The sequence below is a fragment of the Solidesulfovibrio sp. genome (genome assembly GCF_029978005.1).
In the GTDB taxonomy this organism is placed as follows: Bacteria; Desulfobacterota; Desulfovibrionia; order Desulfovibrionales; family Desulfovibrionaceae; genus Solidesulfovibrio.
Window position 1 is genome coordinate 1 of record NZ_JARKOZ010000090.1, and the last position, 26,642, is coordinate 26,642.

25 protein-coding genes are annotated in these 26,642 nt (G+C 69.0%); 11 read left to right on the forward strand and 14 right to left on the reverse strand.

Features of this window, described 5'->3' with window-relative positions:
* Both gcvPA and gcvH read right to left on the reverse strand, forming a co-directional pair.
* Positions 1–1,249 (reverse strand): aminomethyl-transferring glycine dehydrogenase subunit GcvPA (gene gcvPA / locus Q1K70_RS10560; RefSeq protein ID WP_300158881.1); only part of this gene is annotated, 1,249 nt, incomplete at its 3' end.
* Positions 1,250–1,264: 15 nt separating this feature from the next.
* Positions 1,265–1,639, reverse strand: a complete 375-nt coding sequence (gcvH, locus tag Q1K70_RS10565; RefSeq protein WP_300158884.1) for a glycine cleavage system protein GcvH — start codon at positions 1,637–1,639, stop codon at positions 1,265–1,267.
* A gap of 229 nt (positions 1,640–1,868) precedes the next feature.
* On the opposite strand from gcvH, the gene Q1K70_RS10570 reads away from it, so the two are divergent.
* The 4 genes from Q1K70_RS10570 to Q1K70_RS10585 all read left to right on the forward strand — a co-directional run bounded on the left by Q1K70_RS10570 (position 1,869) and on the right by Q1K70_RS10585 (position 6,177).
* Positions 1,869–2,567 carry a methyltransferase domain-containing protein gene (locus Q1K70_RS10570; RefSeq protein ID WP_300158887.1) on the forward strand — a complete coding sequence of 233 codons (699 nt, stop codon included), beginning with the start codon at positions 1,869–1,871 and terminating at the stop codon, positions 2,565–2,567.
* 10 nt (positions 2,568–2,577) lie between these two features.
* Positions 2,578–2,997: a nickel-responsive transcriptional regulator NikR gene (gene nikR / locus Q1K70_RS10575; RefSeq protein ID WP_300158890.1), complete on the forward strand. Its 420-nt coding sequence runs from the start codon at positions 2,578–2,580 to the stop codon at positions 2,995–2,997.
* Between the two features lie 200 nt (positions 2,998–3,197).
* Positions 3,198–3,983 (forward strand): GTP cyclohydrolase FolE2, encoded by a 786-nt coding sequence (gene folE2 / locus Q1K70_RS10580; RefSeq protein ID WP_300158893.1) that lies wholly within the window; start codon positions 3,198–3,200, stop codon positions 3,981–3,983.
* Between the two features lie 214 nt (positions 3,984–4,197).
* Positions 4,198–6,177, forward strand: coding sequence for a PAS domain-containing sensor histidine kinase (locus tag Q1K70_RS10585; protein ID WP_300158896.1), 1,980 nt, complete (start codon positions 4,198–4,200; stop codon positions 6,175–6,177).
* A 69-nt stretch (positions 6,178–6,246) separates the two neighbouring features.
* Here Q1K70_RS10585 and Q1K70_RS10590 read toward each other — a convergent pair whose 3' ends face one another.
* Positions 6,247–6,846 carry a hypothetical protein gene (locus Q1K70_RS10590; RefSeq protein WP_300158899.1) on the reverse strand — a complete coding sequence of 200 codons (600 nt, stop codon included), beginning with the start codon at positions 6,844–6,846 and terminating at the stop codon, positions 6,247–6,249.
* A gap of 156 nt (positions 6,847–7,002) precedes the next feature.
* Between Q1K70_RS10590 and Q1K70_RS10595 the strand changes: the two genes are divergently transcribed.
* The gene (locus Q1K70_RS10595; protein WP_300158902.1) at positions 7,003–7,389 is read left to right on the forward strand and encodes a flagellar basal body rod C-terminal domain-containing protein; all 387 of its coding nucleotides are present in this window, start codon (positions 7,003–7,005) and stop codon (positions 7,387–7,389) included.
* Here the strand turns inward: Q1K70_RS10595 and Q1K70_RS10600 are convergent.
* Positions 7,292–8,350 (reverse strand): oxidoreductase, encoded by a 1,059-nt coding sequence (locus Q1K70_RS10600; RefSeq protein WP_300158904.1) that lies wholly within the window; start codon positions 8,348–8,350, stop codon positions 7,292–7,294. The two genes, Q1K70_RS10595 and Q1K70_RS10600, sit on opposite strands and share 98 nt — an antisense overlap.
* Positions 8,351–8,462: 112 nt before the next feature.
* On the reverse strand, positions 8,463–8,753 hold the full coding sequence (locus tag Q1K70_RS10605; RefSeq protein ID WP_300158907.1) for a metalloregulator ArsR/SmtB family transcription factor: 291 nt from the start codon (positions 8,751–8,753) through the stop codon (positions 8,463–8,465).
* Positions 8,754–8,941: 188 nt separating this feature from the next.
* Between Q1K70_RS10605 and Q1K70_RS10610 the strand changes: the two genes are divergently transcribed.
* The 5 genes from Q1K70_RS10610 to Q1K70_RS10630 all read left to right on the forward strand — a co-directional run bounded on the left by Q1K70_RS10610 (position 8,942) and on the right by Q1K70_RS10630 (position 15,417).
* Positions 8,942–9,952, forward strand: coding sequence for a sigma-54 dependent transcriptional regulator (locus tag Q1K70_RS10610; RefSeq protein WP_300158910.1), 1,011 nt, complete (start codon positions 8,942–8,944; stop codon positions 9,950–9,952).
* 89 nt (positions 9,953–10,041) lie between these two features.
* Positions 10,042–12,993 carry a tetratricopeptide repeat protein gene (locus Q1K70_RS10615; RefSeq protein WP_300158913.1) on the forward strand — a complete coding sequence of 984 codons (2,952 nt, stop codon included), beginning with the start codon at positions 10,042–10,044 and terminating at the stop codon, positions 12,991–12,993.
* 140 nt (positions 12,994–13,133) lie between these two features.
* Entirely contained in the window at positions 13,134–13,943 is an 810-nt protein-coding gene (gene amrB, locus Q1K70_RS10620) for an AmmeMemoRadiSam system protein B (RefSeq protein ID WP_300158950.1), read from the forward strand.
* Positions 13,944–13,973: 30 nt separating this feature from the next.
* A complete protein-coding gene (locus tag Q1K70_RS10625; protein ID WP_300158915.1) occupies positions 13,974–14,612 on the forward strand; it encodes a hypothetical protein in 639 nt (212 codons plus the stop codon).
* Positions 14,613–14,667: 55 nt separating this feature from the next.
* Positions 14,668–15,417, forward strand: coding sequence for a hypothetical protein (locus tag Q1K70_RS10630; RefSeq protein ID WP_300158918.1), 750 nt, complete (start codon positions 14,668–14,670; stop codon positions 15,415–15,417).
* Positions 15,418–15,475: 58 nt separating this feature from the next.
* On the opposite strand, the gene Q1K70_RS10635 is transcribed toward Q1K70_RS10630, so the two are convergent.
* Positions 15,476–16,627, reverse strand: coding sequence for a HEAT repeat domain-containing protein (locus Q1K70_RS10635; protein WP_300158921.1), 1,152 nt, complete (start codon positions 16,625–16,627; stop codon positions 15,476–15,478).
* Between the two features lie 43 nt (positions 16,628–16,670).
* Positions 16,671–17,090 (reverse strand): MarR family winged helix-turn-helix transcriptional regulator, encoded by a 420-nt coding sequence (locus Q1K70_RS10640; protein WP_300158924.1) that lies wholly within the window; start codon positions 17,088–17,090, stop codon positions 16,671–16,673.
* Between the two features lie 159 nt (positions 17,091–17,249).
* On the opposite strand from Q1K70_RS10640, the gene Q1K70_RS10645 reads away from it, so the two are divergent.
* The gene (locus Q1K70_RS10645; RefSeq protein ID WP_300158927.1) at positions 17,250–19,286 is read left to right on the forward strand and encodes a hypothetical protein; all 2,037 of its coding nucleotides are present in this window, start codon (positions 17,250–17,252) and stop codon (positions 19,284–19,286) included.
* 58 nt (positions 19,287–19,344) lie between these two features.
* Here Q1K70_RS10645 and pnp read toward each other — a convergent pair whose 3' ends face one another.
* The 7 genes from pnp to infB all read right to left on the reverse strand — a co-directional run.
* Positions 19,345–21,627: a polyribonucleotide nucleotidyltransferase gene (gene pnp, locus Q1K70_RS10650; RefSeq protein WP_300158930.1), complete on the reverse strand. Its 2,283-nt coding sequence runs from the start codon at positions 21,625–21,627 to the stop codon at positions 19,345–19,347.
* Between the two features lie 166 nt (positions 21,628–21,793).
* On the reverse strand, positions 21,794–22,063 hold the full coding sequence (rpsO, locus tag Q1K70_RS10655) for a 30S ribosomal protein S15 (protein WP_300158932.1): 270 nt from the start codon (positions 22,061–22,063) through the stop codon (positions 21,794–21,796).
* A gap of 4 nt (positions 22,064–22,067) precedes the next feature.
* On the reverse strand, positions 22,068–23,063 hold the full coding sequence (gene truB, locus Q1K70_RS10660) for a tRNA pseudouridine(55) synthase TruB (protein WP_300158935.1): 996 nt from the start codon (positions 23,061–23,063) through the stop codon (positions 22,068–22,070).
* A 36-nt stretch (positions 23,064–23,099) separates the two neighbouring features.
* On the reverse strand, positions 23,100–24,095 hold the full coding sequence (locus Q1K70_RS10665; RefSeq protein ID WP_300158939.1) for a bifunctional oligoribonuclease/PAP phosphatase NrnA: 996 nt from the start codon (positions 24,093–24,095) through the stop codon (positions 23,100–23,102).
* On the reverse strand, positions 24,076–24,411 hold the full coding sequence (gene rbfA / locus Q1K70_RS10670; RefSeq protein WP_300158942.1) for a 30S ribosome-binding factor RbfA: 336 nt from the start codon (positions 24,409–24,411) through the stop codon (positions 24,076–24,078). Before rbfA ends, Q1K70_RS10665 begins: the two co-directional genes overlap by 20 nt.
* Before the next feature lie 16 nt (positions 24,412–24,427).
* Positions 24,428–24,715, reverse strand: coding sequence for a DUF503 domain-containing protein (locus tag Q1K70_RS10675; RefSeq protein WP_300158945.1), 288 nt, complete (start codon positions 24,713–24,715; stop codon positions 24,428–24,430).
* Positions 24,716–24,770: 55 nt separating this feature from the next.
* A partial coding sequence (infB, locus tag Q1K70_RS10680) for a translation initiation factor IF-2 (RefSeq protein WP_300158947.1) occupies positions 24,771–26,642 on the reverse strand: 1,872 nt, incomplete at its 5' end.

Genomic DNA, 26,642 nt, shown 5'->3' on the forward strand with positions numbered 1-26,642 from the left:
TTTCCAGGCCCTTGTAGTAGCGGCCCAGGGGGAAGCCGGGAATGATGCCGTCGTCCATGAGCCGACGGGCCACCATCTTGGCGTTTATGGGAAAGACGGCCACGAACTCGTTGCCGAACGGGGCCTCGGACAGAAGGCGCACGCCCGGGATGGCCCGCAGCTTCCAGGCCGCGTAATTGGCGTTTTCGATGGACAGGGCCGCCTGGCGGGCCAGTCCCTCGTTGCCGGTCAGGCACAGGTTGATCAGCGCCCGCAAGGCGCACAAGGCCTGGTTGGAGCAGATGTTGGAGGTGGCTTTCTGGCGGCGGATGTGCTGCTCCCGGGCCTGCAGCGTCAGCACGTAGCCGGTGCGGCCCTGCCCGTCCCTGGTGCGTCCGGCGATGCGGCCGGGCATCTGGCGCACCAGCGCCTTTTTGCAGGTCATGATGCCGAGGTAGGGTCCGCCGAAGGAGAGCGGCAGCCCCAGGCTCTGGCCCTCGGCCGTGACGATGTCCGCGCCCATGGCCCCCGGCGTCTTGAGCACGGTCTGGAGCACCGGATAGCCCGAGAGGATGGACACCGCGCCCTTGGCGGCGGCGTCGGCGAAAAGGGTGGTGAAGTCCTCCACCGCCCCGAGGAAATTCGGGTTTTGCACCACCACCGCGGCGGTTGCGTCGTCCACGGCCGCGGCCAGGGCGGCCATGTCGTCCAGGCCCTCCTTGTGGGGCACCACCACGAGCTCCAGATGGAGGTTGCGGGTGTAGGTGGCCAGGACGATGCGGTAGATGGGGCTCACGGCCTCGCTGACCACGGCCTTTTTGCGCTTGGTGTGGCGCACGGCCATCATCAGGGCCTCGTAGAGCGCCGTGCCGCCGTCGTAGACGCCGGCGTTGGAGCACTCCATGCCGAACAGGCGGCACACGGCCGTCGGGTATTCGAAGATGGCCTGCAGCGTGCCCTGGGAGGCCTCGGGCTGATAGGGCGTGTAGGCAGTGTAGAACTCGCCGCGCGAGAGCAGCAGGTCCGCGGCGGCGGGCACGAAGTGGTCGTAGAAGCCGCCGCCGAGGAAGCTCGTCATGTCGGCGCGGTTTTTTCCGGCCAGCCGCTCCATGTGGGCGCGCACGGCCATTTCCGTGGCTCCGCGCGGCAGGTCGAAGCTTTTGGGCCGCAGGGATTCGGGGATCTCGGCGAACAGTTCGGAGACGTCGTGCGCCCCGATGACGCCAAGCATCTCCCGGACTTCCTCGGGGGTATGAGGGATATACGGCATTGGGCGGCTCCGATCTTAGTGTTCGGACTTGGCGATTTCCTCGTATTCCTCGGGGGACAGGAGTCCCGTGGGCTCGGCCGAGAGCTTCACCCGCAGCATCCAGCCTTCGCCGAAGGGGTCGCTGTTGACCTTTTCCGGGGTGGCCTCGAGCTCGTCGTTGACCTCGATGACCTCGCCGGAAACCGGGCTGTACAGCTCGCTGGCCGCCTTGACGGACTCCACCGAACCCATCTCCTGGCCGGCCTCGAGCACGTCGCCCACGGCGGGCAGCTCGACGTAGGTGATGTCTCCGAGTTGTTCCTGGGCGAAATCGGTGATGCCGATCACGGCAATCTCGTCCTCGACCCGTACCCACTCGTGGGTGGGGGTGTAGAGCAGATCCTTGTGCATGGCGTTTCTCCCTGGAATGTTTATGCAGCAGGCAGGCCCCGCCGACGGCGCGGGCATGGGGCTGGCCTCAAATACCCCTTTGCCGGGCATGGGGCAAGCCGGGAGCGGCTGCGGGCCTGGCGGCGCGCCGAACAATCGTCGGCAGCGGGCCGGGTTGCACGCTCGTTTGTTTGATGGTAACACGCTTGGTGTAGGGCGACCCTTTTTTGCAGCATTTTTGGAGACAGGCTTGACCGATCGTTGTCCGCATTCGCCCCTTCTCGCCGCCAGTTCCACACCGCCCCAGTGGCGGGAGGACCGCTTGCGCCTGGCCCTGGCCGGCCGCGAATTCCTGTTGCGCCGCGACCAGGACATGGAGGCGCTGTGGGAGTCCCTGGGCCAGGAGAGCTTCGGCGAGGACGAGCGCATGCCGTACTGGGCCGAGATCTGGCCGGCGAGCCTGCTTCTGGCCGCCTGGCTCTGGACCCGGCGCGACGAGATCGCCGGCCGGCGCTGCCTGGACCTCGGCTGCGGCATGGGGCTTTCGGCCCTGGCCGGCGCGGCCTGCGGCGCGCGGGTCGCGGCCGTGGACTACGAGGCGGCGGCCATCGCCCACGCCGCCCGCAACGCCCGGGAAAACGGCCTGCGCCTGGATTTGGCCGTCATGGACTGGCGACGGCCCTGCTTCGCGCCGGGCTCCTTCGACGTGGTCTGGGGCAGCGACATCCTGTACGAGACCCGGTTCTACGACGCCCTGGCGCCGCTTTTCAAAACGCTCCTCGGCGCGGGCGGCCGGGTGTGGCTTTCGCAGCCCTGGCGGCAGGTGTCCGAGCCGGTCTGGCCGGCCCTTGTCGCCGACGGCTTTCGCGTAAAACGGCTCCACGAGGAGTCCGTGGCCTTTTCCACCTACCGCAGCACCGTCACCATCTACGAGATCGGCCTGACCTGAAGGAGGGGGCATGGGACAGACCATCCGCTTCGGCGTGTCGCTCAACTCCGAGTTGCTCGAGAAGTTCGACGCCCTTTGCGACGAGAAGAGCTACCAGACCCGTTCCGAAGCCATCCGCGACCTCATCCGGGGCGTGCTGGTGCAAAAGGAATGGGAGCAGACCGACAAGGAGGTGGCCGGCGTGCTCACGCTCGTCTACGACCACCACACCTCGGACCTGGCCCAGCGGCTCATCGAGATCCAGCACGAGGACCACGAGGTGATCCTTTGCACCATGCACGTGCACATCGACCACCACAACTGCCTGGAGGCCCTGGCCCTGCGGGGGCCGGGCGAGTCCGTGCAGAAGCTGTCGCAAAAGCTCATCTCCACCCGGGGCGTCAAATACGGCAAGCTCACCCTGGCCACCACCGGCCAGGAGATCGTGTAAGAGGAAGAGTCAGGAGGGGCGTCGCCCCTCCCGGGCCCTCCCCATCGGGGGGGAGGATCCCCCCCGAACCCCCTCGGCGGGGGGGAGGATGCTTTACAACGCGGCGTCCTGGGACGTACTGACGTCCTCCCATTTTTATTTTATTGGTGAGGGGGTCCGGGGGGCATCATGCCCCCCGGCCGCCGGAGGCATCTTCCCCCATGCGAGACATCCAGAGCGGTCCCCCGGACGTGGCCATCGCCGTGGACCGGGTGGGCATAAAAAATTTCCGGCTGCCGCTGGTGGTGCGCGACCGGGCCAGGGGACGCCAGCACACCGTGGCCGAGGTGGAGCTGTCCGTGGACCTGCCGGCCCGGTTCAAGGGCACGCACATGAGCCGGTTCGTGGAGGCCTTGTCGGGCTTCGCCGGCGAGCTCGACCTGGTGTCCTTCCGCACGCTCCTTTCCGACGTGCGCGAGCGCCTGGAGGCCCAAAACGCCCACATGACCCTGCGTTTCCCCTATTTCCTGGCCAAGGCCTCGCCGGCTTCCGGGGCCGAGGCGCTCATGGACTACGCCTGCCAGGTGTCCGGGGAGTTCGTGGGCGAGAAGTTCCGCCAGACCCTGACCGTGTGCGTGCCGGTCATGACCGTGTGCCCCTGCTCGCTGGCCATCTCCGACCAGGGGGCCCACAGCCAGCGGGCCATGGTCACCATCAGCTGCCGGCTGTCGCACTTCGTATGGGTCGAGGAACTCGTGGACATCGCCGAGGCGGCCGGCTCCTCGCCGGTCTACGCCCTGCTCAAGCGCGAGGACGAGAAGCACGTCACCGAACAGGCCTTCGCCAACCCGACCTTCGTCGAGGACGTGGCCCGCCGGGCGGCAAGCGCCCTGTCGGTGCATCCGCGCGTCACCTGGTACCGGGTGGAGGTGGAGAGCTTCGAGTCCATCCACAACCACAGCGCCTTCGCCGGCATCGAGGGGCGAAACGACAGGGAAGGGCGCTGAGGGCGACTTCGGGCCGCGTCGGGTATCGAAAAAGGTATATTCTCGCTGGCGCTGCGGTCTGGACGTTTCGGGCTTGCGTCATGGAAAAAATGGCCGAATCAGGCTCGTCACGCCCGGTCCGCGCCCCCCGACGGGCCGCAATCCGGTCCCTTGCCTGTCTTTTTCGCCATGTCGGAGCGACGTTTCCCTCTTGTCTGGCGATCCCTTCGCGAGTATGTTCGCGTCCATGGCCAGCCCCGGCACGCTCGCGCACAATTGCGAGCAGATTCTGCAGTTCGCCCCGGTGTCCATCATGCTTATCGACGCCGAGGGGACCATCACCTTCGTCAATGATTGGCACTTGGCCAATTTCGCCAGAGGGAAGCGGGATAGGGATTTCTTTATCGGGAAAAAGCTCCACGAGTTGCCCGGCATCCTCTCCGCCGGCATCGCCGAAGAGGTCCGCTCCATCCTGGACGGCAAGACCATCCACCTCGAAGCCTACTACACCGACGAATGCAGCGGCGGCCAGTCCGCCTACCAGAACCTGCGCGGCACGCCCATCCTGTCCGACGGCAAGGTCGCCGGCGGCATCGTCATCCGCGAGGACGTGACCAAGCTCGTCATGTCCCAGCACCTGCTCTCGGAGAACCAGGTCATCTTCAAGGCCCTGCTCGACGCCACCCACGACTCCATTATCCTGTCCGACCTCGACGGCTACATTCTCATCGCCAACGAGGAGGCGGCCAGGCGGCGCGGCCGGACCGTGGACGCCCTGGTCGGCACGAGCCTCTACCGCCACCTGCCCGCCGCGCTGGCCGAGGCCCGGCGCTCGCACCTGCTGGAAGCGGCCGGGAAGAACGAGCTTATTTCCTACGAGGAGCGCCACGACGAGCAGTGTTACCAGGTGAGCCTGTGCCCCATCGTCGACGACCAGAGGCGGGTCGTCCTCATGGCCAGCTACTCGCGGGACATCACCGCCCTCAAGGAGACGGAGAACCAGCTGCGCCGGGAAAAGGAGCTGGCCTTCTCGGCCAGCCAGGCCAAGTCCCAGTTCCTCGGCAACATCACCCACGAGCTGCGCACGCCCTTAAACGGCATCATCGGGGCCACCCAGCTGGCCCTGCAGGGGGACGGCCTGGACGACCAGCGGGAGTTGTGGGACATCGTCGAGGCCTCGGGCAGGCGCCTGCTGGCCATCGTCAACAACGTCCTCGAACTGGCCGACATCGACGCGGCGGCCATCGAGCCCGTGCTGTCGGCCTTCAACGCGGCCGAGCTGACCACTTCCCTGGCCCGGGGCTATTCCGTGCGGGCCAAGGTCAAGGACCTGGGCTTTTGCGTGCGCATCGATCCGCGCATCCCGCCCTCGCTCGTGGGCGACGTCTTCCGGCTGCGCCAGATCCTGTCCAACCTCCTGGACAACGCCCTCAAATGCACCAAAAGCGGCGGCATCGAGCTGCGGGTCAAACGGATCTCCACCAGCCGCCTGGACGTTTCGCCCAACTACCGCACGCTCCTTTTTATGGTCCGCGACACCGGCATCGGCATCGCCAAGGAGCTGCAGGATCGCATCTTCGAGGATTTCGAGCTGGCCGAGCACTACCTGACCAAGCGGGTGAGCGGCGCGGGCATGGGCCTGTCCATCGCCCGCCATCTGGTGGAGATGCTCGGCGGCAGGATCTGGGTCAAAAGCGCGCCCGGCCGGGGCAGCACCTTCTACTGCACCCTCCCCTTCGCCCTGCCGGACTACGAGTGCCAGGGCGTGCCCGTGGTCTACGAACGCGCCGACGCGGTCTTCGACCCGGCCAGCCACACCGTGCTGCTGGTCGAGGACGAGCGCATCAACCGTCTCACCACCGGCCGCACCCTGGAGCGGCTCGGCTACGGCATCCTGGAGGCGGCCAACGGCCAGGAAGCCCTGGGCCTGCTGTCCCGGGAGCACGCCGACATCATCCTCATGGACATCCAGATGCCGGTCATGGACGGCATCGAATGCACCCGCCACATCCGCAACGGAGAGGTGCCGGGCCTCGACAAGGGCGTCCCCATCGTGGCCCTGACCGCCTACGCCAGCGGCAAGGACCGGGAGCGCTTCCTGCGCCTGGGCATGAACGACTACCTGGCCAAGCCCCACACCATCGAGCAGCTCGGCGAGGTGATCGAGGCCAACCTCAAGCACGCGGCCGGGAACAAAGCCGCCGTGCCCGTCTGACCCTTCCCACGGCCGGAATACGAGGCGTTTCGGGGCGCGCCCCCGTCCCCGGAGACGGGGGCGGATCGCTCATCCCCCGGTCTTTGGCGGCTGGTGCAGGAAAAACGTCGCCTGGGAGCGCAGGATGTCCTTGTCGCAGGGCGTGGCCGCCTCCTTGAGCTCCTCGCCCGAGCGGCCGAAGACGTAGCTCGTCATCGTATAGAGCAGCCGGCCCCGGGCCAGGAAGGTCTGGCGCACGAGCTGGAGGCGCACCGCGCCGTTCGCGTCGGCCACGTTTCGCAGGTAGATGGCGTCGTAGGCGCGCCGGCCCTGGATCAGGGTCGGCTGACAGCGGATGTCGTAGCCCTTCAAGGTATGGGCCACGTAGTCCTTGACCAGTTCGACGTTGGCGAAGTCCGAGCTGGTGGGGAGGAATTCCTCGGGCTTTTCCCCCACGCACACGTAGAAGGCGCAGTCTCCCTTGCGGGCCGTGACCGAGGTCAGGCAGGAGGGCGTGGTTTCGGCCGTGACCTCCCAGCCGCGCGGCGGCACGAAGCTGAAGAGGTAGCGCGAATCCATGTAGCGCCTGAGCGGCTCCTCGCGGCAGCCGGCGGCCAGGAGCAGCAGGGCGGCCGCGAGGGCGATGCGGCCCAGGGCATGCACGGTGGTTTGGCGTGGTGTTCTCGGCACGTGCCGTTTCCTTTGGCGGGAGGAGTCGTGGCTTCGCCGGCCGTTCCCCTAGCACGGCGACCCGGGCGCTTCAACCCGGCCCGGGCCTTGCCCGCCGGCCCGTCCTGCATTATCAAGAGGCGTGTCACCCGATGGTCTTGCCAGGGAGGGTAGGCCATGACCGACGCCATATCGAGCGCCCAGTCCGCCCTCGGTGCCTTGTCCACGTCCATGGCCGTGACGGCCAACAACGTGGCCAACGCCGACACCGACGGCTACAAGTCCCGGGAAGCGAACCTGGTCACGGGACCGGACGGCCAGGAAGTCGCGGTCGCGTCCGTGAGCGGCGACGACTCGCCCGGCGGGCTCAATCCCGCCAGGGTCAGCGCCTACAACGACGCCGGGGTCTACGAGCCGCGAAACGGGCTCGTGGAGATGAGCAACGTGGACCTCGTGCGCCAGAGCGTCAACATGGTCGAGGTCTCCCGCGCCTTCGAGGCCAACGTGGCCGTGATCCGCGCTGCCGACGACATGGCCGGCACGCTGCTCGACATGCGCGTCTGACCTTCCGTCCTCTTTGGGCGGCAAGGCCCGCGTCTTTCGCGGGCCTTGCCGTGCCGGCGCGCCAGTACGCGCCGTAGCGAACGCCCGTCGCCTCCTCCGACGCTTCCCACAACCGCCTGCCCAGGGCCGCGTCGCGCGCCCGCCGAGACGGCTTGGCCGGGGCCGGATAGCCCCGTACCCCCAGGCAGCCGTCAGGGCCGAAGAATTCGCCCCCGGAAAGTTCCGGCGACGTGGCCGCGTACAGCGTGGGCAGCACCCCTTGCCAGGGTTTCATGGCGATGAGGGAGGTCAGGGCGCGGCTCAGGCGCAAGTGGCGTTGCAGGCCGGTGGCGGTCACGCCGGGATGGACGGCGATCGCCGTGACGCCCTGTTCCCCGCCGCCCAGGCGGCGGTGCAGTTCCAGGGCGAAGCTGAGGTTGGCCAACTTGCTGTCGCTGTAGCTGCGCCAGGGGCGGTGGCACCGCCCCTGGCGCTTGAAGTCGAGGGAGCACAGGCAGCCTGCCCGGTGCATGACGCTTGTGGTCACGACCACGCGCGGGGCGGGGGCGTTTCGCAGCGCCGGCAAAAGGAGCCCCGTTAAGGCGAAGTGCCCCAAGTGGTTGACGCCCATCTGCGACTCGAAGCCGTCGGCCGTCTCGCCGCGCGGCGGAACCATCACTCCGGCGTTGTCGATGAGCACGTCCAGACGCGGAAAGCGTTCCTGGAAGGCCGCGGCGAAGGCGCGCACCGAGGCGAGATCGGCCAAGTCCAGCAGCATGGCCGAGACCTCGGCCGCCGGGTGCGCCTCCCGGATCTCCCGGCAGGCCTTTTCGCCGCGTTGGGCGTCGCGGCAGGCGAGCACCACCTCCGCTCCCTTTTGCGCCAGGACGTTGGCCGCCTCGAAGCCGATGCCGCTGTTGCCTCCCGTGACGACGATGATTTTTCCTTGTTGCGAAGCGATGTTGTCGGTGGTCCAGGGCATGGGAGCCTCCTTACTTTGAAGGTTTATAAATTCGATAACTATCAAATTAACAAGGTGCAAAAAAGGCCGCGCCTGCGTCGTGAAGACCGGCGGCAGGGCGGCCCGCCAGGGATCAGACGGTCCGCAGCAGGCGCGTCACCTCCTCGATCACGGCCGGATTGGCTCGGGCGACGAGGTGCTTGCCCTGCCGTTCGGTAAGGATGAGACCGGCGTTGACCAGTTCCTTGAGGTGGTGGGAGACCGTGGGCGCGCCGATGCGCAGCCTGGCCATGATGTCCGAGACGCAGCAGCCGCAGCCGTCCTCGAAGTCGCAGGCGTCGCCCCGGGCGATGGACAGGTAGATGTCCAGGCGGTTGGGGTGGGACAGGGCTTTGAGGATCTTGGCGGCCTGGGCGGTGGTCATGGGGACATCCTTTGATGTTTCGATATCTGTCGAAGTGACTTCTACGCGGGAGACGGGCTCCGGTCAAGCCGGTTGCACGGCCCCAAGGGATATTTTGCATGACTTTTCCGTCAGGAAATTGACAAGGCCCGGCCCCGGCTATAGACCATGGGAAGCCGCCAGGAACGCGGCGTTTTTCCGGAGGCCAGATGGAACTGAACCTTTCCGGCATGGTGGGCGAGAGCCCGTGCCTCGCCGAGGTGCTGCGGGTGCTGGCCAAGGTGGCGCCCACGGACAGCACGGTGCTGGTCACGGGCGAGTCCGGCACGGGCAAGGAACTGCTCGTGCGGGCGCTGCATGCCAACAGCCGCCGGGCCGGCAAGCCCTTCGTGCCCGTCAACTGCGGGGCCATCCCCCGGGAACTGCTCGAATCGGAGCTTTTCGGCCACGAGAAGGGGGCCTTCACCTCGGCCGTGCGCACCCGGCAGGGGCGTTTCGAGCTGGCCGAGGGCGGCACCATCTTCCTCGACGAGATCGGCGAGATGGACCTGAGCCTGCAGGTGAAGATTCTGCGGGCGCTCCAGGAAAAGGAATTCGAGCGCGTCGGCGGCGACAAGACCCTCAAGGCCGACGTGCGCATCGTGGCCGCCACCAACCGGGACCTGGAAGAGGAAGTCCGGGCCGGCCGGTTCCGCGAGGACCTCTACTATCGCCTCAACGTCATCCCGTTGCACCTGCCACCCCTTCGCGAACGCGGCGAGGACATCCTGCTTCTGGCCGACTATTTCCTGCGCCGCTTCTGTCGCCAGAAGAACCGCGAGGCCCTGCGCTTCGCCCCGGACGCCCGGGACCTGATCCTGCGTTACCCCTGGCCCGGCAATGTGCGCGAGCTCGAGAACTTCATGGAGCGGCTGTCCATCCTGTGCGAGCACGAACTGGTCCATATGGACGACCTGCCGCGCAAGATCCTCGACAACGCCGGCCTGGCCCCGCCGCCGGCCGTGGCGGCCGCGCCGGCGGGATTCCGTTGGCCGCGCCTGGCGGATCTGGACGAAAAGAGCATGGGGCTCAAGGAGTTCCTGGACGTGCTGGAGGAACAGCTCCTGATCGAGGCCCTGGAACGGGCGTCCGGCGTCAAAAACCAGGCCGCCGAGCTGCTCGGCATCAAGCGGACCACGCTCATCGAGAAGCTCAAGAAACGCAACCTGGCCGGCGAATGACCGGCCGGCGGGGACGCATCGCCACCCGACCGCGCCGGGCCCGTCCCGGAAAGCGCGGCATGAGCATGTTCCTTGCATAAGGACGCGGCGTGAGCCACATCCTGTCCGCCGGCCTCCGGCGAGTCCTTCTGGCGGCCCTGGCCGTGTGCCTCCCGGCGAGCGGGGCCCTGGCCCTGTCGCTGTCCACGGTCAGCCGGCCGGACACGGATTCGCTCCTGCTCCAGTTCGCCAAGCCCGGGGCCTATCCGCTCATCAGCCGCACCGGGCCGGCCGAGATCAGCCTGACCTTTCCGCCCGGCGTCCTCACCCCGGAGGACAAGCCCGAGGGCGTGGATTTCGGCGCGTCCCAGTTCTTCGAGAGCGTGCGGCTTTCCGGAGACACCCTGGCCGTGCGTCTGAAAACCGACGCTTTCGGCTTCGTGGGGTGGCCCCAGGGCGAGCGCGAGCTCAAGCTGCAGGTCTACCGCGATCCGGCCGGGGCCAACTGGCGCTCCCCGACCGGCAGTCAGGAGCCCCAGACCACTTCGCCGCCCCGGGACGAAGCGCCGCCGCCAAAGGCCGCTTCCTCCCTGACGCTGCCCGTCACGCCGCCCAACAACAAGCCCGGTCCCCTGGAACTGCCGCCCCTGCCGGCGACGCTCGGCCAGGGCGGCGCGCCGGCCGCGCCGGCCGCCGCCTCCGGGGGCGTTCCCGGCGGCGAGGCCGGCAAGGAACCCTTTTACGCCGTGCCCTATTCCCTGCGGGCCACGGCCATGCAGGTGCCCCCCGAGAAGGCCCCGACCCTGCGCCCCATCGGCATGGAGCCGCCGGCCGCCCCGTCGGCGACAAAGACCCCGTCCGTGGCCGACGGCGCTCCCGCCGTCCCGGCCCAGGGCGGCGGCGGGGCAGGGGAGTACCGCGTCAAATTGCCGCCGATCCCGCCGGCCGTGGCCGCCGGGGAGACGCGCGGAGCCGTGGCTTCGCCTCCTTCCGCCGCCGCGTCGCCCATCGTGGCCGGCACGCCCGAAGGGGCGGCCCGGCCCGCCGACGTGGCCGCCGGCCCGGAGAAAAAGCCCGAGCCCGCCATGCCGCCGGCCAAGGAGGAGGACCACGACGCCAACACCCTCGTGGCCGCCCAGGCCGAAAAGATGGCCGGCAACTACGACGCCGCTCTGACCATGATGACGGATCTCAAGAAAAAGCGCGACGTGTCCAAGGACGTGCGCGAGGAGAACCTGCACTCCCTGGCCGCCACGCTCCTCGACAAGTACCGCGAGGACCCGGTCGCCCACTACGACGAGATCCAGGGGGCGCTGCTCGAGGCCGTCAACGCCAACACCGAATCCTTCCGGGTGCCCGAGGCCATGCTGCACCTCGGCATGCTCAACCTGCGCGCCGGCAACATTCCCGAGGCCAAGGGTTACTTCAACGTCCTGGCCAAGAAGTACCCCTCGGACGCCAACGTGCCGCTGGTCAACTTCTACTGGGGCGAATACTATTTCGACCGGGGCGACTTCAAGAAGGCGGCCGAGGAGTACCAGACGGTCATCGAGAAGTTCCCGGAGAGCAAGTACGTGCGCGAAGGCGCGATGGGCCTGGCCAAGACCCTGGTGCGCCTGGGCAAGTACAAGGAAGCCGCCCAGATCGCCGACTACATAGGCAAACGCTGGCCGCGCTACTACGTGGAATTCCCGCAGATCCTGCGCATCGACGGCGACATCGCCTACAAGAACGGCGACATGAAGAAGGCCCGCGACGACTACATGATGTTTTACAACATGACGCCCAAGGTCAAGGACGCGGACATGGTCTTCGCGCGCCTGGGCGACATCTACGCCAAGCTCGGCAACCGGCCGGCGGCCGTGGACTTCTACAACATGGCCGTCAAGGACTACCCAGACGCCGAGGGCGGGCTCATCGCCAAGATGCGCCTGGCCGAGCAGGGCGTCCACGACCAGCCCACCATCTCCGAGATGTTCTCGCTGTTCGACAAGCCGGCCTACGGCAGCCCCGAGGACATCTACGAAGGCATCATTCGCGACCACCCCAACAGCCCCCTGGCCCCCCTGGCCCAGATCAAGCTGGCCATGTGGCTGCTCTACCGCCAGAACTACCCGGACAGCCTCAAGGCGGCGGCACGCTACCTGGAGCGCTACCCCAAAAGCGAGCTCGCCCCCAAGGCCGAGGAGGTGGCCATCACCGCCTTCGAGAAGATGGCCGGGGACCTCATCGCCCACAAGGACTACCAGCGCCTGGTGGACGCCTACCGCGACAACCCGATCCTTTCCGCCAACCGGGGCATGCTCTCGGACCAGACGCGCCTGGGCCTGGCCCTGGCCTACCTGCGCACGGGCAAGACCAGGGAGGCCCTGGCCGAGGCCCTGCCCTACGTCGGCCCCCGGGAAAGCGAGAACGGCATGATGGCCCTGACCATGGCCATGGGCGTGTACGAGGACCAGCGCGCCTGGCGCGACATCGTGGAGCTGGCCCGCAAGGTCCAGTCCTGGAAGTTCGGCGCGTCCCAGCGCCGCCGCCTGGAGTTCGTGGTGGCCCAGGCCCTGGAGAACCTCGGCGAATCGGACCGGGCCATGACCATCTGGCGCAAGCTGGCCGGCGACCAGGCCCTGGAGGCGGGCAAGCGCTGCTACGCCATGTACTTCCTGGCCCGCGAGGCCATGACCAGGAAGGAATTCGAAAAGGCCGAGCTCTACGCCGGCGAGGCCGCCTTCATGTTCAAGGAGTCGGGCCAGGACCCGGACAAACGCAAGGCGGCGCTCAACATCCTGGTCGAGTCCACCCGGGCCCTGGGCCAGTATCCCAAGGCCCTCAAATGGGCCAAGGACTTCGGCGAGGCCTGCAAGGAAGGCGACGACGACTGGGCCTCCAACCGCCTGCGCGAGGCCGCTATCCTGCGCGCCATGGGCGACGTGGACGGCTGGCGCAAGACCCTGGTCGCCATGCGCGACGCCGCCCCGGATTCCCTCTACGGCCGCATGGCCGCCTCCGACCTGGCTACCAGCGGCCTGGAACGACGCCTCAACGCCCTGACCCAGGCCAAGTAGTCCGGTCCTCCGGGAAAGGTCTTCTCCGCCTTGTCAACGCGCCCCCGGGCGCGCTACAAGGGGAACGCTGGTCCCTCGTCCTTTCCCGGACCGGCGAGGAGGTCGCCGTGACGAGCGATGCCGCCCTCAAGAACTCCGCCATGATCCGCCGCCCGGTGGTGGCCGGCCGGTTTTATCCCGGCTCGGCCCAGGCCCTGCGCCGGGATGTCGCCGGGTATCTGGCCCTGGCCGATCCCGAACTGGCCGGGCCGGCCGTGCTGGCCATGTCGCCCCATGCCGGCTACGTGTTTTCCGGCGCGGTGGCCGGGCGCACCCTCGGCGCGGCCACGCTTCCCGACACCCTGCTTTTGCTTGGCCCCAACCACACCGGGCGCGGGGCGCGCCTGGCCGTGTGGCCCGAGGGGGCCTGGGAGATTCCCGGCGCGGCCGTTCCCGTAGACGCCGGCCTGGCCGGCGAACTGCTCGCCGCCGAGCCGCGCCTGGTCGCGGACCGGGCCGCCCATTTGGCCGAGCATTCCCTGGAAGTGCTGCTGCCTTTTTTGCACGAGAGAAACCCCGCCGTGCGCATCGTGCCCGTGGCCGTGGCCGAGCCCGACCCCGCCGTCCTCGACGGGGTGGGCAGGGCCGTGGCCGCGGCGATCCGCCGGCGCAAGGAACCCGTCGGCATCGTGGTCAGTTCGGACATGAGCCACTACGTGTCCCATGATACGGCCAAGCGCCGGGACGCCCTGGCGCTTTCCCGCGTCCTCGACCTCGATCCCATGGGGCTTTTGTCCGTGGTGCGCCGGGAAGGCATCACCATGTGCGGCGTGCTGCCCATGGGCCTGGGGCTCGTCGTCGCCCTGGAGCTCGGGGCGCGCCAGGCGACGCTCGCCGCCTACGCCACCTCGGGCGAGGTCAGCGGCGACATGGAGCAGGTGGTGGGCTACGCCGGAGTGCTCGTGCGCTGACGGAAACCGCCAAGCCAAAGGAGACGACGTATGCGTAAGCGCCTTGCCGCCGTGCTCGTGGTTGCCGTCTTGTGTCTTCCCTCCCTGGCCCTGGCCCAGTTCGGGCTGATCCAGCAGGGCGTGGACGCCGTGACCGGGGCCAAGAAGCCCGCCGCCCCGGCCCAGACGCAAGGCGCGTCCGCCGGCCCGGGCGCGGCCGCCGGAACCCTGGCCAGGGACACCACCTACAAAAACGCCGCCCGCAGCTTCGAATTCACCGTGCCGGCCGGCTGGAAGCTCGAAAGCGGCGATCCGGGGAGCGAATCGGTGCTGTTCATGAAGCCCGGGACCTCGTGGTCGTTCCAGTTCCACATCGAGCAGATGGTGCCGAGCTTCCCCAGGAAGGCGTCGGTGGAGGCCTCGCTCAAGCAGGCCAAGGAGATGGTGACCATCAAGAAGTACCAGGACGCCCGCCGCCGCGACGACGGCGACGCCAAGGGCAAGTGCGGCGTCATCGGCTGGGAGATCACGGAAGCGCCCCAGAAGAACGATTACGAACGCATCATCTGGCAGGCCTACGACGGCCAGAACTTCTACATGAACTTCATGGCCTCGAGCGAGAACAAGGACTTCGAGGCCGCCCGGGCCACCCTGCGGCAGGTCATGGACTCCATCCGCTTCTGCCGTTAGGATCGGTTCCCAATCCGGCCTCCGGGCCGCCCGCAACCAAGCAAAGAGGACATTCATGAAGCGCATGCCCCGCCTGAACACCGGAACCGGCCGCCTGGCCGCCCTCGCCCTGGCCACCGTTCTCCTGACCGCCTGCGCGGTGTACACGCCGCCCCAGCCGCAGATGGGCGCGGTGACCAACCCCGCCGTCCTGCCCGGGGCCGTGCGCACGGCCGAATGGGACATCGGGGCCACCCGCTACGCCTGGTCGGGCCAGGGGCTCAACTACTACGACACCGGCCTTTTCCCGGTGCTTTTGCTCTTCAACAACCACTCCGGCCGCTACCCGATCATCTACGCCCAGGAGTGCCGTGGCATCGGGGTGAACGGCGCGGAGTTCGCGCCATACTCCGTGGAGCAGGCGGCCGAGGTGGTCTTCGCCTCCACGGCCTACAAGAAGAGCGCCGAGGCGGCCGTGGTCGGCGGACTCACCGGCGCGGCCGTGGGCGCGGGACTCGGGGCGCTCATCGGCTCGGGCTTCAACCATGGCTGGGGCGCGGGCCCGGGCGCGCTTATCGGCGCGGGCGCGGGGGCCATCGGCGGCGCGGCGCTGTCCCAGCAGCCGAGCATGGACCAGTACCGTGCGACGCTCTACCAGGAGATGAGCACCTACGCCTGGCGGGCCGCGCCCATCGCCCCGGGGGCGCTCGTGCCCGGCTACCTCTACTTTCCGGTCAACGCCGGCATCCACTCGATCCGGGTGATCCTGCGCGTGGATAACACCATGCAGACCTTCATCGTGCCCGTAAGCCAGCCCGCCTGGTAGACGACACGCCCCTACCGCCATGCGACCGGCCCCCGGGTGACGCCCGGGGGCCGGTTTTTCATTGCGTGGCCCGGTCGAGGGCCGCCTCGATCTCCCCGGCCGCCCAGACCGAAGGTTCGCCGCTCCGGGCCGCTTCCAGGGCCCTGACCGCGTCCTCGCCGCCGAGCTTGCCGAGCGCCCAGGCGGCGTGGCCGCGCACCAGGTGTTCGGGGTCGCGGCGCAGCGCCCGCCCAAGGGCCGGCACGGCCTCCCGGTCGCCCCGGTTGCCCAGGGCCACGGCGGCGTTTCGCTGCAAGTACTTCTTCTCGCGGATGTAGTTGAAAAAGAGCAGCTGGGCCGTGGTGGCGAAATATTCCTCGTCCATTTCGAGCAGACCGGCCAGGGAGAAATCGGCCGCGAACCGGGTCAGGAACGGGTCCTCGGGCAGCTTGGCGGCCAGGCGTGCCCGGTTGCGGGGGCAGGCCTCCTGGCAGGCGTCGCAGCCGTGCACCCGCGCGCCCATGACCTCGCGCATTTCGATGGGGATGACGCCCGTTTCCCCGGAAGCGGGGTCCCGGCGGGGAAAGCAGGCGTGGTAGGTCAGGCAGCGCCTGGGGTCGAGGCGAAGGGGCGCGACGATGGCCTTGTTGGGGCAGGCGTCCTGGCAGGCGCGGCAGTCGGGCGGACAGGTGATCCGGTCGTTCGGCGCGTCCGGCACGAGTTCGGCGTCCACCACGAAGGCGTCCAGGGACAGAAACGACCCGGCGCGCGGCCGGTAGGCGAAGGTGTTGCGCCCAAAGCCCACGATGCCGGCCCTGGCGGCGGCCGGGCGCAGGGGCAGGGCGAAGCCCGTGCCGATACCGATCCCCTGTCCGGCCAGAAACGTTTCCATGAGCTTTCGCCGCGCGCCGTGGAGGCGGTGGGCCGGGGGCGCGTAGGCCCGGGCCTGGTAGATGCGCCCGACCACGCCGACGAGGCTCTCGGGAAAGGCCCGCGCCCCGTAGTCGTAGGCCAGGGCCACGATGGAGCGCGCCGCCGGCCAGGCCTGGCGCGGCGCGGCCCCGTCCAGGAAACGGCCCGGGCTTTCGCGCAGGAAGTCGTAGCCGGGGCGCTCGCGCAGGTTGGCGGCGTGCTCCGGGAAGGGATCAGCCGTGGTCACGCCCACGGCGTCGTAGCCGATGTCCAGGGCGTATTCCTTGATGGCTTCGGTCAGGGCTTGGGGCGTTGGCATGGCGGCTCCTTTAGTGTATATACACATATTTTGTGCGACGGAATCAGCCGTCGAGTCCGGCCAGGGCCTCCAGGGCGGCGGCCAGGGCGTTTCGGCCGTCCGGCCCCAGGTCTTCCTCCAGCCGGCGCTGGGCCGCCTCCCAGAGCGGAGCGGCCGCTTCCAGGGTCTGCCTGCCGGCCGGGGTGAGGCCAAGCAGGCGCACCCGGCGGTCCGCGGCGTCGGCCGAGGCGGCGAGCAGCCCCCGCCTGGCCAGAAGGGCCACGTTTCGCACCAGGGTGGTGCGGTCGAGGTCGAGGGCCTCGCCGAGGCTTCCGGCCGTGGCCGGCTCCAGCCGGGACAGGGCGCGCAACAGGGAATACTGGGCCACGCCGAGGCCGGCCGGGGCCAGGGCGGCGTCGTAGCGCCGGGTGAGTGTCCGGGCCGCCCGGCGCAGGTTGGCGCAGTGGCAGGGGCTTGGGGGCATGGAAGGCTCCTTCGACCATATAAGTGTATATGCACGGAAGAAAATACGCGCCCAAGCCGGGAAGTCAACCGGGAAAACGCGTTCCCGGCGCGGCGGGTTGCAACCGCCGGCCGCTTCGCGGCGACTGAAGTCCGAGACGACGTCATGCAAGCACTCCCCTTGAAAAAAATCGCACCCCGCCCTGCCGTGCCCCTGGTCCTTCTCCTCGTTGCCACGTTTTTCGGCTTCTGGACGAGCCTCGTGCCCCTGGTCGGCGCGGACGGTTCCCGTCTGCCCGGCGACCTCATCGACAGCCGCTTCATCGGCTACGTCCTGGAGCACGGTTCGTTGTGGCTCGCCGGCAAGGCGGAGGGGTTCTGGAACGCCCCGTTTTACTATCCCATGACCCGGACCCTGGCCCTGTCCGACAACATGGCCGGCGCGCTGCCGCTTTACGCCGCCCTTCGCCTGCTTTGCCCGACGCCCGAGCAGGCCCTGGTCTGGTTTTTCATCGTGTGCTTCGGCCTCAACTGGGGCGCGGCCCTGGCGCTTTTACGCGGTTGCGGCGCGAGCCTCGGGACCGCGGTCGTGGCCGCCTATCCCCTGGCCTACGGCCTGACCGTGGCCGCCCAGGCCAGGCATCCGCAGTATCTGCTGCTTTATCCCGTGCTGCTGGCCTTCTGGCTGCTGGTGCGGTTCCTGCGCGCCCCGAGTCCCGGCCGGGCCGCCGCGTTGGCCCTGGGCGCGACGCTGCTCGCCCTGACCTCCTATTATTACGCCGTGTTCTTCCTGCTCATGGCCGGGGCGACCGTGGTGCTCCACTGCGCCCTGGACCGGACGGCGCGCCGCGCCTGCCTGCGGGCCCTGCGCCTGCCTCTCTGGGCCTGGGCCACGCTCGCGGCCTGTCTGCTGGTCCTGGCGGGCAATTATCTGCCGTATTTCATGGAGAGCCTGGAAACGGGCCCCTGGCCGGCGGACCAGACCCGGGAACTGTCGCCGAGCCTGGCCGGGCTTGTCGCGCCCCCTCCGGGCAGCTTCGTCTGGGGCTGGCTGGAAGGCCTCGTGCGCGTCGGCCCGGAGCGGCATCTGTTCGCCGGCGTCTTTCCCCTGGCCGGGCTGGCCTGCGGCATCTGGCTGCTGTGGCGGCGGCCGGACAGGAAGGGGGCCTTGGCCGGGACGCTCGCCGTGGCCGCCGGCGCGGTCTGCCTGCTTTTCCTCGATGTCTGGGGGCCGGAGAGCGCGCTGCGCCGCCTGCCGGGCCTGGCCGCCCTGCGGGTGACCACGCGGGTGACGGTGGTGGCCTTGCCGTGCTTCGCCGTCTGCCTGGCCCTTTGCCTGGACCGGGGCTTGCGCGCCCTGGGGCCGTCGCGACGGGCCTGGGCCCTGGCCGCGCTCCTGGTCCTGGCGGCGGCGGACCAGCGCGTCGCGCCCGAGGCCTATCCGAGCCATGCCTGGGCCCCGGCCCGGGCCCGGGTGGAGGCCCTGGCCGCGCGCGTGCCGGCCGGGGCCGCCGTCTTCTACGTCGATCCGGGCGTCCCCATGGACGATTCCGACTACTGGGCCGTGCACGTGGACGCCATGCTCGCGGCCCAGCGCCTGGGCAAGGCCACGTACAACGGCTACACGAGCTGGCTGCCGCCCATGCTCGGGCTTTTTTACGCCCGCGCCACCTGCGGCAGCCTCGACGCCTGGCGCAACGTGGCCGCCGCGCTCTATCGGCCCGGGACGGAACCTGCCGGGCTGTACGCCGCCTCGGCCTTCCTCGGCCGGGTGCAGTGCCCCGTGGACCCGGCCGCCCTGGACATTCCCCAGGGACGCCACCGGGCTCCCTTGCCGGCGGGCGAGCGCAAAGCCGACGTCCGGGCCCTGGCCGCCTTCGATCCGGACAGCCGGCGGCTGCGGGTGGACGCCGTCATCCGCAACCTGGGCGACGCGCCGTTGCATGGGCTCGGCGATTTTTCCCACCGGGGGGCGGTGTTCCTGATGGCCGGGGTCTACGACGCGGGCGGCAGGCGCAGCGACGTCCCCCTCGGGCGTCTCGAGCATTCCCTGGGCCCGGGCGCGACCCTGGTCCAGCACGCCGAGGCGCAGCTGCCGCCCGGCCTCGCCCCCTGGCGGGTCGAGGCGTTCCTGGTCCAATCGCCCGACGGGGCGTTCACGGGACCGGTCGAGAGGGCCGCTCCCGTGCGGATGTCCCTCTCGGGCTCCCGCCAATGAAAAAGGGGAACCCCGTCCGGGGTTCCCCTTGCTTTTCCAATCTGCTCGAGAGCGTCGGCTAGTCGCCGCCGCGGTCGCCGCCGCGTCCGCCGCGGTCGCGGTCATAGCCGCCGCGCCCGCCGCGATCGCGGTCGTAGCCGCCGCGCCGGTCGCCGCGGTCACGGTCGCCGCCGCGTCCGCCGCGCGGGCCGCCGCCGGTCTTGGCGTAGTCGGCCGGGTCGTAGGGGATGCCGCGCTCCTCGTTGAGCACGGCCTTGCGCGACAGGCGGATGCGGCCCGAGGGCTCCTGTTCGAGCACCTTGACCGTGATCTCCTGGCCGAGCTTGACCACGTCCGAGGGCGCGCCCACGCGCTCGACGTCGAGCTGGGACACGTGGCACAGGCCCTCGAGGCCGGGCAGGATCTCGATGATCGCGCCGCAGTCGATGATCTTTTTCACCGTGCCGGTGTAGTTGGCTCCGGCCTCGGCGTGCTGGTCGTAGTACTGCACGCGGGCCTTGGCCTTCTCCAGGGACTCCAGGGTGGGGGCGAAGATGGAGATTTTGCCCGAATCCTCGATGTCGATGGAAGCGCCGGTCTCGGCCGTGATGGCCTTGATGTTCTTGCCGCCGGGGCCGATCACTTCGCGGATCTTTTCCGGATTGATGTTGACCACGGCCAACTGCGGGGCCAGCGGCGAGAGCTCGGGGCGCGGCGCGGCGAGCGTCTCGGCCATGCGGCCGAGGATGTGCAGCCGGGCCTCCTTGGCCTGGTTGAGCGCCTGGCGCATGACGGCTTGCGGGATGCCCGTGATCTTGATGTCCATCTGGATGCCGGTGACGCCGTGGGCGGTGCCGGCCACCTTGAAGTCCATGTCGCCCATGGCGTCCTCGTCGCCGAGGATGTCCGTGAGCACCAGGAAGTCGTCGCCCTCTTTGATGAGCCCCATGGCGATGCCGGCCACGGCTTCCTTGACCGGGACGCCGGCGTCCATGAGCGCCAGCGACGCGCCGCACACCGAGGCCATGGACGAGGAGCCGTTGGACTCCATCACCTGGGACACCACGCGCATGGTGAAGGGGAACTCCTCGGGGCCGGGCAGCACCGGGAGGATGGAGCGCTCGGCCAGGGCGCCGTGGCCGATCTCGCGCCGGGACGGGCCGCGCATGGGCTTGACCTCGCCCACGCAGTAGGGGGGGAAGTTGTAGTGGAGCATGAAGCGCTTGTAGGTCTCGCCGTTGAGCGTCTCGATCTTCTGCTCGTCGCCGGTGGACCCCAGCGTGGCCACGCACAGGGACTTGGTCTCGCCCCGGGCGAAGATGGTCGAGCCGTGGGTGCGCGGCAGCACGCCCACTTCGATGCCGATGGGGCGCACGGTCCGGGTGTCGCGGCCGTCCAGGCGGATGCCGGTCTCCTTGATCAGCGCGCGCAGGAGTTTTTTCTCCATGCCCTCGAGGATGTCGCCGGCCTTGGCCTTGTAGGTGGGCTCGTCCGGGAAGGCGGCGAGCACGGCCTCGATCACGGCCTGCTTGACGGCCTTGCGGGCCTCGCGGCGGGGCATCTTGTCCTTGATGGCGAAGGCGGCCTTGAGTCCGGCCTCGGCCTTTTCGTGGACCAGCTTCTCCAGGTCCTCGATGGGCGCGGGCGGCACGAAGGCGATCTTCGGCTTGCCGGCCTTCTCGCGCAGCTCCTCCTGGAGGTCGATCAGCGGCAGCACGGCCTTGTGGCCCCACTCCAGGGCGTCGGCCAGCATGTCCTCGGACACGAACTGCCCGCCGCCCTCGACCATGACCACGGCGTCGCGGGAGGCGGCGAAGGTCAGGTTGAGGGTGCTTTCGGCTTTGATCATGGGCACGGTTGGGTTGAAGACGAACTGGCCGTCCACGTAGCCCACGCGGCCGCCGGCGATGGGGCCCTGGAAGGGGATCTTGGAGATGTGCAGGGCGGCCGAGGCGGCGGTCAGGGCCAGCACGTCGGGCTCGACCTGGCCGTCGGCCGAAAGCACCGTGGCGATGATCTGCACCTCGTCGCGGAAGCCTTTCGGGAAAAGCGGCCGGCAGGGGCGGTCGATCAGGCGGCAGACCAACACCTCGCGCTCCGAGGGGCGGCCGATCTCGCGCCGGAAGTAGGAGCCCGGGATGCGGCCGGCGGCGTAGGACATTTCCTGGTAGTCGACGGTCAGCGGAAAAAAGCCTTTCTCCTCGGGCAGGGCCTGCGTGCAGGCCGTGACCAGCACCACGGTGCCGCCGGACTGGACCCAGACGGCGCCGTCGGCCTGGTTGGCCAGGCGGCCGGTTTCGAGGATGACGGACTTGCCGCCGATGGTGGCTTCGAGTCGGATGGGATCGAACGTGAGTGTCATGGGCACCTCGCTGAAGGATGGGAATGGACGACGTGGGTGGGGCCGGCCCTCCCGCCATGCAGCAGGCGCGACGGCCGCCGGGACGAGGGTCCCGAGGGCGGGCGCGCATAATGCATGCGCGGGAAGGAAGGGGGGCCGCCCTGGCGGGAGGCCCCCCTTTGCGACGCTACTTGCGCAGTCCGAGCTTCGCGATCAGGTCGCGATAGCGTTGGATGTCCTTCTTCTTCAGGTAGTTTAAGAGTTTACGGCGCTGGCCGACCAGTTTGAGCAGGCCCGTCCGGGAATGGTAATCCTTGGGATGGGACTTGAAATGCTCGGTCAGGTAGCTGATGCGCGCCGTCAGCAGGGCGACCTGCACCTCGGGGGAGCCGGTGTCGCCGTCGTGCTTCTTGTGTTCCGTGATGACGCTGGCCTTGTCTTCGGCGGTCATAACCACAGCGTTATCCTCCAGTGTTGGGGGTGGGAGTTCGCTCGGGGACGGTGCGTCCGCCGCGCCGGGCCGGTTGCGGGTCGCCGAACAGACCGCGCAGGATGGCCCACCTGTGTCCACCGTCCGCTTCCTCGGCCCGGGCCAGAGCCAGGGGCCGGGAGTCCTCGTCGCAAAGCAGGGCGCACTCCCCGGCGACGGCCTCGGTCCCGGCGCGCACGCGCACGCCCTGGCGCACCAGGGCGGCGGCGGCGGCGTCGAGAGCCACGTTCCGCCAGTGGGGCAGAGCCTTCTCGATGGGGATGATCCTCTCGGAAAGGCTTTGCGGATCGGCCAGGATGTCCTCCAGGCCGTGCGCCTGCCGCAGTTCGAAGGGACGGCTCGCCTCCCGGGTCAGGGCGGTCATGACCGCGCCGCATCCAAGTCGCTTCCCCAGGCTGTGGACCAGGGAGCGTATGTAGACGCCGGCCGATACCCGGACCCGGAACGTCGCCGACGGCAGCGCGACATGCTCGAGCCGCGCGTCGAAGACGGAAATATCCTTGCGTTTGACCGGGGCGGCCAGGCCCTTGCGGGCCAGTTCGTACAGGGGCCGTCCCTGGTGCTTGGCCGCCGAGTAGGGCGGCACCTCCTGCTGCGTCTCGGCCGTCCAGGCGGCCACGGCCTCGGCCAGTTCGGCCTGTCCCACGTGCTCGAAGGGCGCTTCGGACGTCACCGCCCCCTGGATGTCGTAGGTGTCCGTGGCCAGCCCCAGGCGCAGGCTGCCGCAGTAGGCCTTTTCGCCCTCCATGACGTAGGGCGCGATCTTGGTGGCTTCGCCCAGAAGCACCACCAGCACGCCGGCGGCCAGGGGGTCCAGCGTCCCGGCATGGCCGATCTTTTTTTGCCCCAGCCGCTTGATGGCCGTGAGGCAGGCCGTGGAGGTCGGCCCCGAGGGCTTGTCCAGGACCAGCACGCCGTGGAGCTGGGGCAGGGCGGGCCTGGTATGACGTCCTCGTTGGTCTTGCATGGGCGGATGGAACCTGAAATTCGTTGTCGGCGCGCGTTATTTCGCCGCCGCGGCCTGGCCCGCGCCGCGCGCGGCCGCCACGGCCCGTCCCACGGCCGCCGTGAGCGCCGTCTCGGCCGCCTCCAGGGACATGGCCAGCGTGCCGCCGGAGGCGTTCTTGTGCCCGCCGCCGCCCAGGGAGGCGGCCACGGCCTGGACGTCCACCGCGCCCACGGAACGCAGGGAAAACTTCACGCCGCCCTCGGGCAGCTCCCGGGCCAGGATGGCGGCGGTCACGCCGCGAATGCGCAGGGCGTTGTTGATGAGCCCCTCGCAATCCTCGGGGCCGGCTCCCGCGCGGCGAAGCATCGTTTGCGATATCCTGATAACGCCCACCTGTCCATCATGATGCAGGCCGATCTGCCCCAGGACCTCGGACCACAGGCGCAGGCGGTTCATGGTCCACTGGTTCTTGATGAGCGCCCCGGTCAGGCCGACGTCCAGGCCCCCCCGGATGAATTCCGCCCCCAGCTCCATGCACTCGGCCGTGGTGCCTCCGAAGCTGAAGAATCCCGTGTCCGTGGCCATGGCCGTGTAGAGGGCCTGGGCCATGGGCCCGGTCAGGGGCACGCCCAGGTCCTTGGCCAGGAAGGCCACCATCTCGCCCGTGGCGCAGCGCCCGGGATCGACCCAGTTGACGGCCCCGAAGCCGGGGTTGCCCAGGTGGTGGTCGATGACGGCCATGCGGGCCGGGTCGAGGGCGTTTTGCAGGTTGCCCAGGCGCGGCGCGTCGCCGCAGTCGAGGACGATGGCCAGGTCGTAGTCGTCGTCGGGCGGGGTTTCGAGCAGGGGCGCGGGCAGCTCCAGCCAGCCATACTGGGGCGGCACCGGGGAGTCGTTTAAAAGCGAAAAGGTTTTGCCCAGGGCCTCGAGGACGAAGCCCATGGCGGCCGTGGAGCCCAGGGCGTCGCCGTCCGGCGAGGCGTGGGCGGCCACCACGAAGGAGCGGCCCTGCCGGATGCGCCGGGCGATCTCATGCCTCGGGTCGGGCATAGACCATGTCCTCCAGGTAGGTGTCGCGGGCGAAGCGCAGCTCCGGCACGAACTTCATGCGCAGGCGTTTGCCGAGCAGGGTGCGCAGGAACCCCTTGGCCTGCTCCAGGGCCTTGGCCGCCTCGGCCAGGCGGGCTTCGTCGCCGCTCAAGGTGTAGTAGATGCGGGCGATGGACATGTCGGCATTGAGGACCGCGCCGCTGATGGTGACGAGTTCCAGGCGGGGGTCTTTCACGTCTTCGGACAGGGCGATGGCCATCTCCCGGGCGATCTGGTCGGCCAGGCGGCTGGAGCGGCGCGTTTCGGGACGCTTCATGAAGGGTATCGATGCCTCACAGGGAGAGTATGGCGATGTCGTCGTCCACGAGTTCGGCCTCGGCCGCGGCCACCACCATGTTGAGGGCCTTTTGCAGCAGGCCCCTGGCGTGGACGGCGTCGCCGGACACGGTGACGGCGGCGAGGACGAGGGTGTCCCACGACTCCTGCATGGCCGTTTCGGCCACGGCCACGTTGAACTTGTTGCGCAGCTTCCTCTTGAGGCTCTGGGCCACGCGGCGCTTGCCCTTGAGGGAATCGTTGCCGTGCAGGGCGAATTCCAGGGTGAGGACGCCGACCACCATATGCCGCTTGCCGCCTCGTCGCGCCGGGCCGGGGGTGCCCCGGCCCGGCGGTCCGTTACAGCGTGGCCTTTTCTTCCACGGACTCGAAGGCCTCGATCACGTCGCCGACCTTGATGTCGTTGAAGTTCTCCAGGCCCACGCCGCATTCGTACCCCTTGGTCACTTCCTTGACGTCGTCCTTGAAGCGGCGCAGGGAGGCGAGCTTGCCGGTGTAGACCACCACGCCGTCGCGCAGAAGCCGCACGCCGGCGTTGCGGGTGAGCTTGCCGTCCAGGACGCCGCAGCCGGCCACCATGCCGACCTTGGGCACGCTGAAGGTGTCGCGCACCTCGGCCTGGCCCAGGTACTGCTCGCGGATGACCGGGGCGAGCATGCCGGACATGGCGTCCTTGATCTCGCCCACGAGCTTGTAGATGATGTCGTAGAAGCGGATGTCCACGCTCTCGCGCTCGGCCATCTCCTTGACCTTGATGGTCGGGCGGACGTTGAAGCCGATGATGATGGCGTCGGAGGCCGAGGCGAGCAGGATGTCGGATTCGGTGATGGCTCCCGCGCCGGTGTGGATGATGTTGACCTTGACCTTTTCCGTGGACAGCTTGTTGAGCGCGTCGGCGATGGCTTCGAGGGAGCCCTGCACGTCGGCCTTGAGCACGAGGTTGAGCGTTTGCGCCTCGGCTTCGGGCCGGCTGGCCAGGAAGGTCTCGAGGGTCACCTTGGAGGCCTTGCCGAGTTCGCGTTCGCGCTGCTTGGTGGCGCGGCCGTCGGCGATGCGGCGGGCGACCTTGTCGTCCTCGACCCCGACGAACTCGTCGCCGGCCTCGGGCACGCCCTCGAAGCCCTGGACCTCCACCGGAATGGCCGGCCCGGCCTCCTTGATCTTGCGTCCCTGGTCGTCGAACAGGGCGCGCACGCGGCCGGAGAAGACGCCGCACACGAAGGCGTCGCCCTGGTGCAGGGTGCCTTCCTGGATGAGCACCGAGGCCACCGGGCCCCGGCCCTTGTCCAGGCGGGCTTCGACGATGTGGCCACGGGCCCGCTTGCTCGGGTTGGCCGAGAGCTGCAGGACTTCGGCCTGCAGGAGAATCATTTCGAGCAGTTCGTCGAGGCCGATCTTCTGCTTGGCCGAGACGTTGGCGAAGATGGTCTCGCCGCCCCAGTCCTCGGGCACGAGCCCGAGCTCGCCGAGCTCGCGCTTGACGCGGTCCGGGTTGGCGTCGGGCTTGTCGATCTTGTTGACCGCGACCACGATGGGGACGCCGGCGGCCCGCGAGTGGTTCACGGCCTCGCGGGTCTGGTCCATGACGCCGTCGTCGGCGGCCACGACCAGGACCACGATGTCCGTGACCTGCGCGCCGCGGGCGCGCATGGCGGTGAAGGCCTCGTGGCCGGGGGTGTCGAGGAAGACGATGTCGCCCCGGGCCGTGGTCACGTGGTAGGCGCCGATATGCTGGGTGATGCCGCCGGCCTCGCCCGAGACCACGTTGGAGGCGCGGATGGCGTCGAGCAGCGAGGTCTTGCCGTGGTCGACGTGGCCCATGATGGTGACCACCGGGGGCCTCGGCTTCATGTCCTCGGGCTTGTCCGTCTCCTCGGCCACCAGGTAGTCGTCCTCGGAGAAGCCGAACTTCTCGACCTCGAAGCCGAATTCCGAGGCGGCCAGGGTCGCGGTCTCCACGTCCAGGGACTGGTTGATGGTGACCAGCGCCCCGAGGCCGAGCAGAACCTTGATGAGGTCCTGGGCCTTGGCGCCCATCTGCTTGGCCAGGTCGGAGACGCGGATGGTCTCCTCCATGCGGATCTTGCGCTTGGCCGCCTTCATGGGCTGGGCGCTGGCGTCGATCTTGGTCGGCAGGAAGTCCTCGCGGGATTTCTTGCGCTTGAACTTGCCGCCCATGCGGCCGCCGGTGCGGTCCTGGACCTCGCCGAC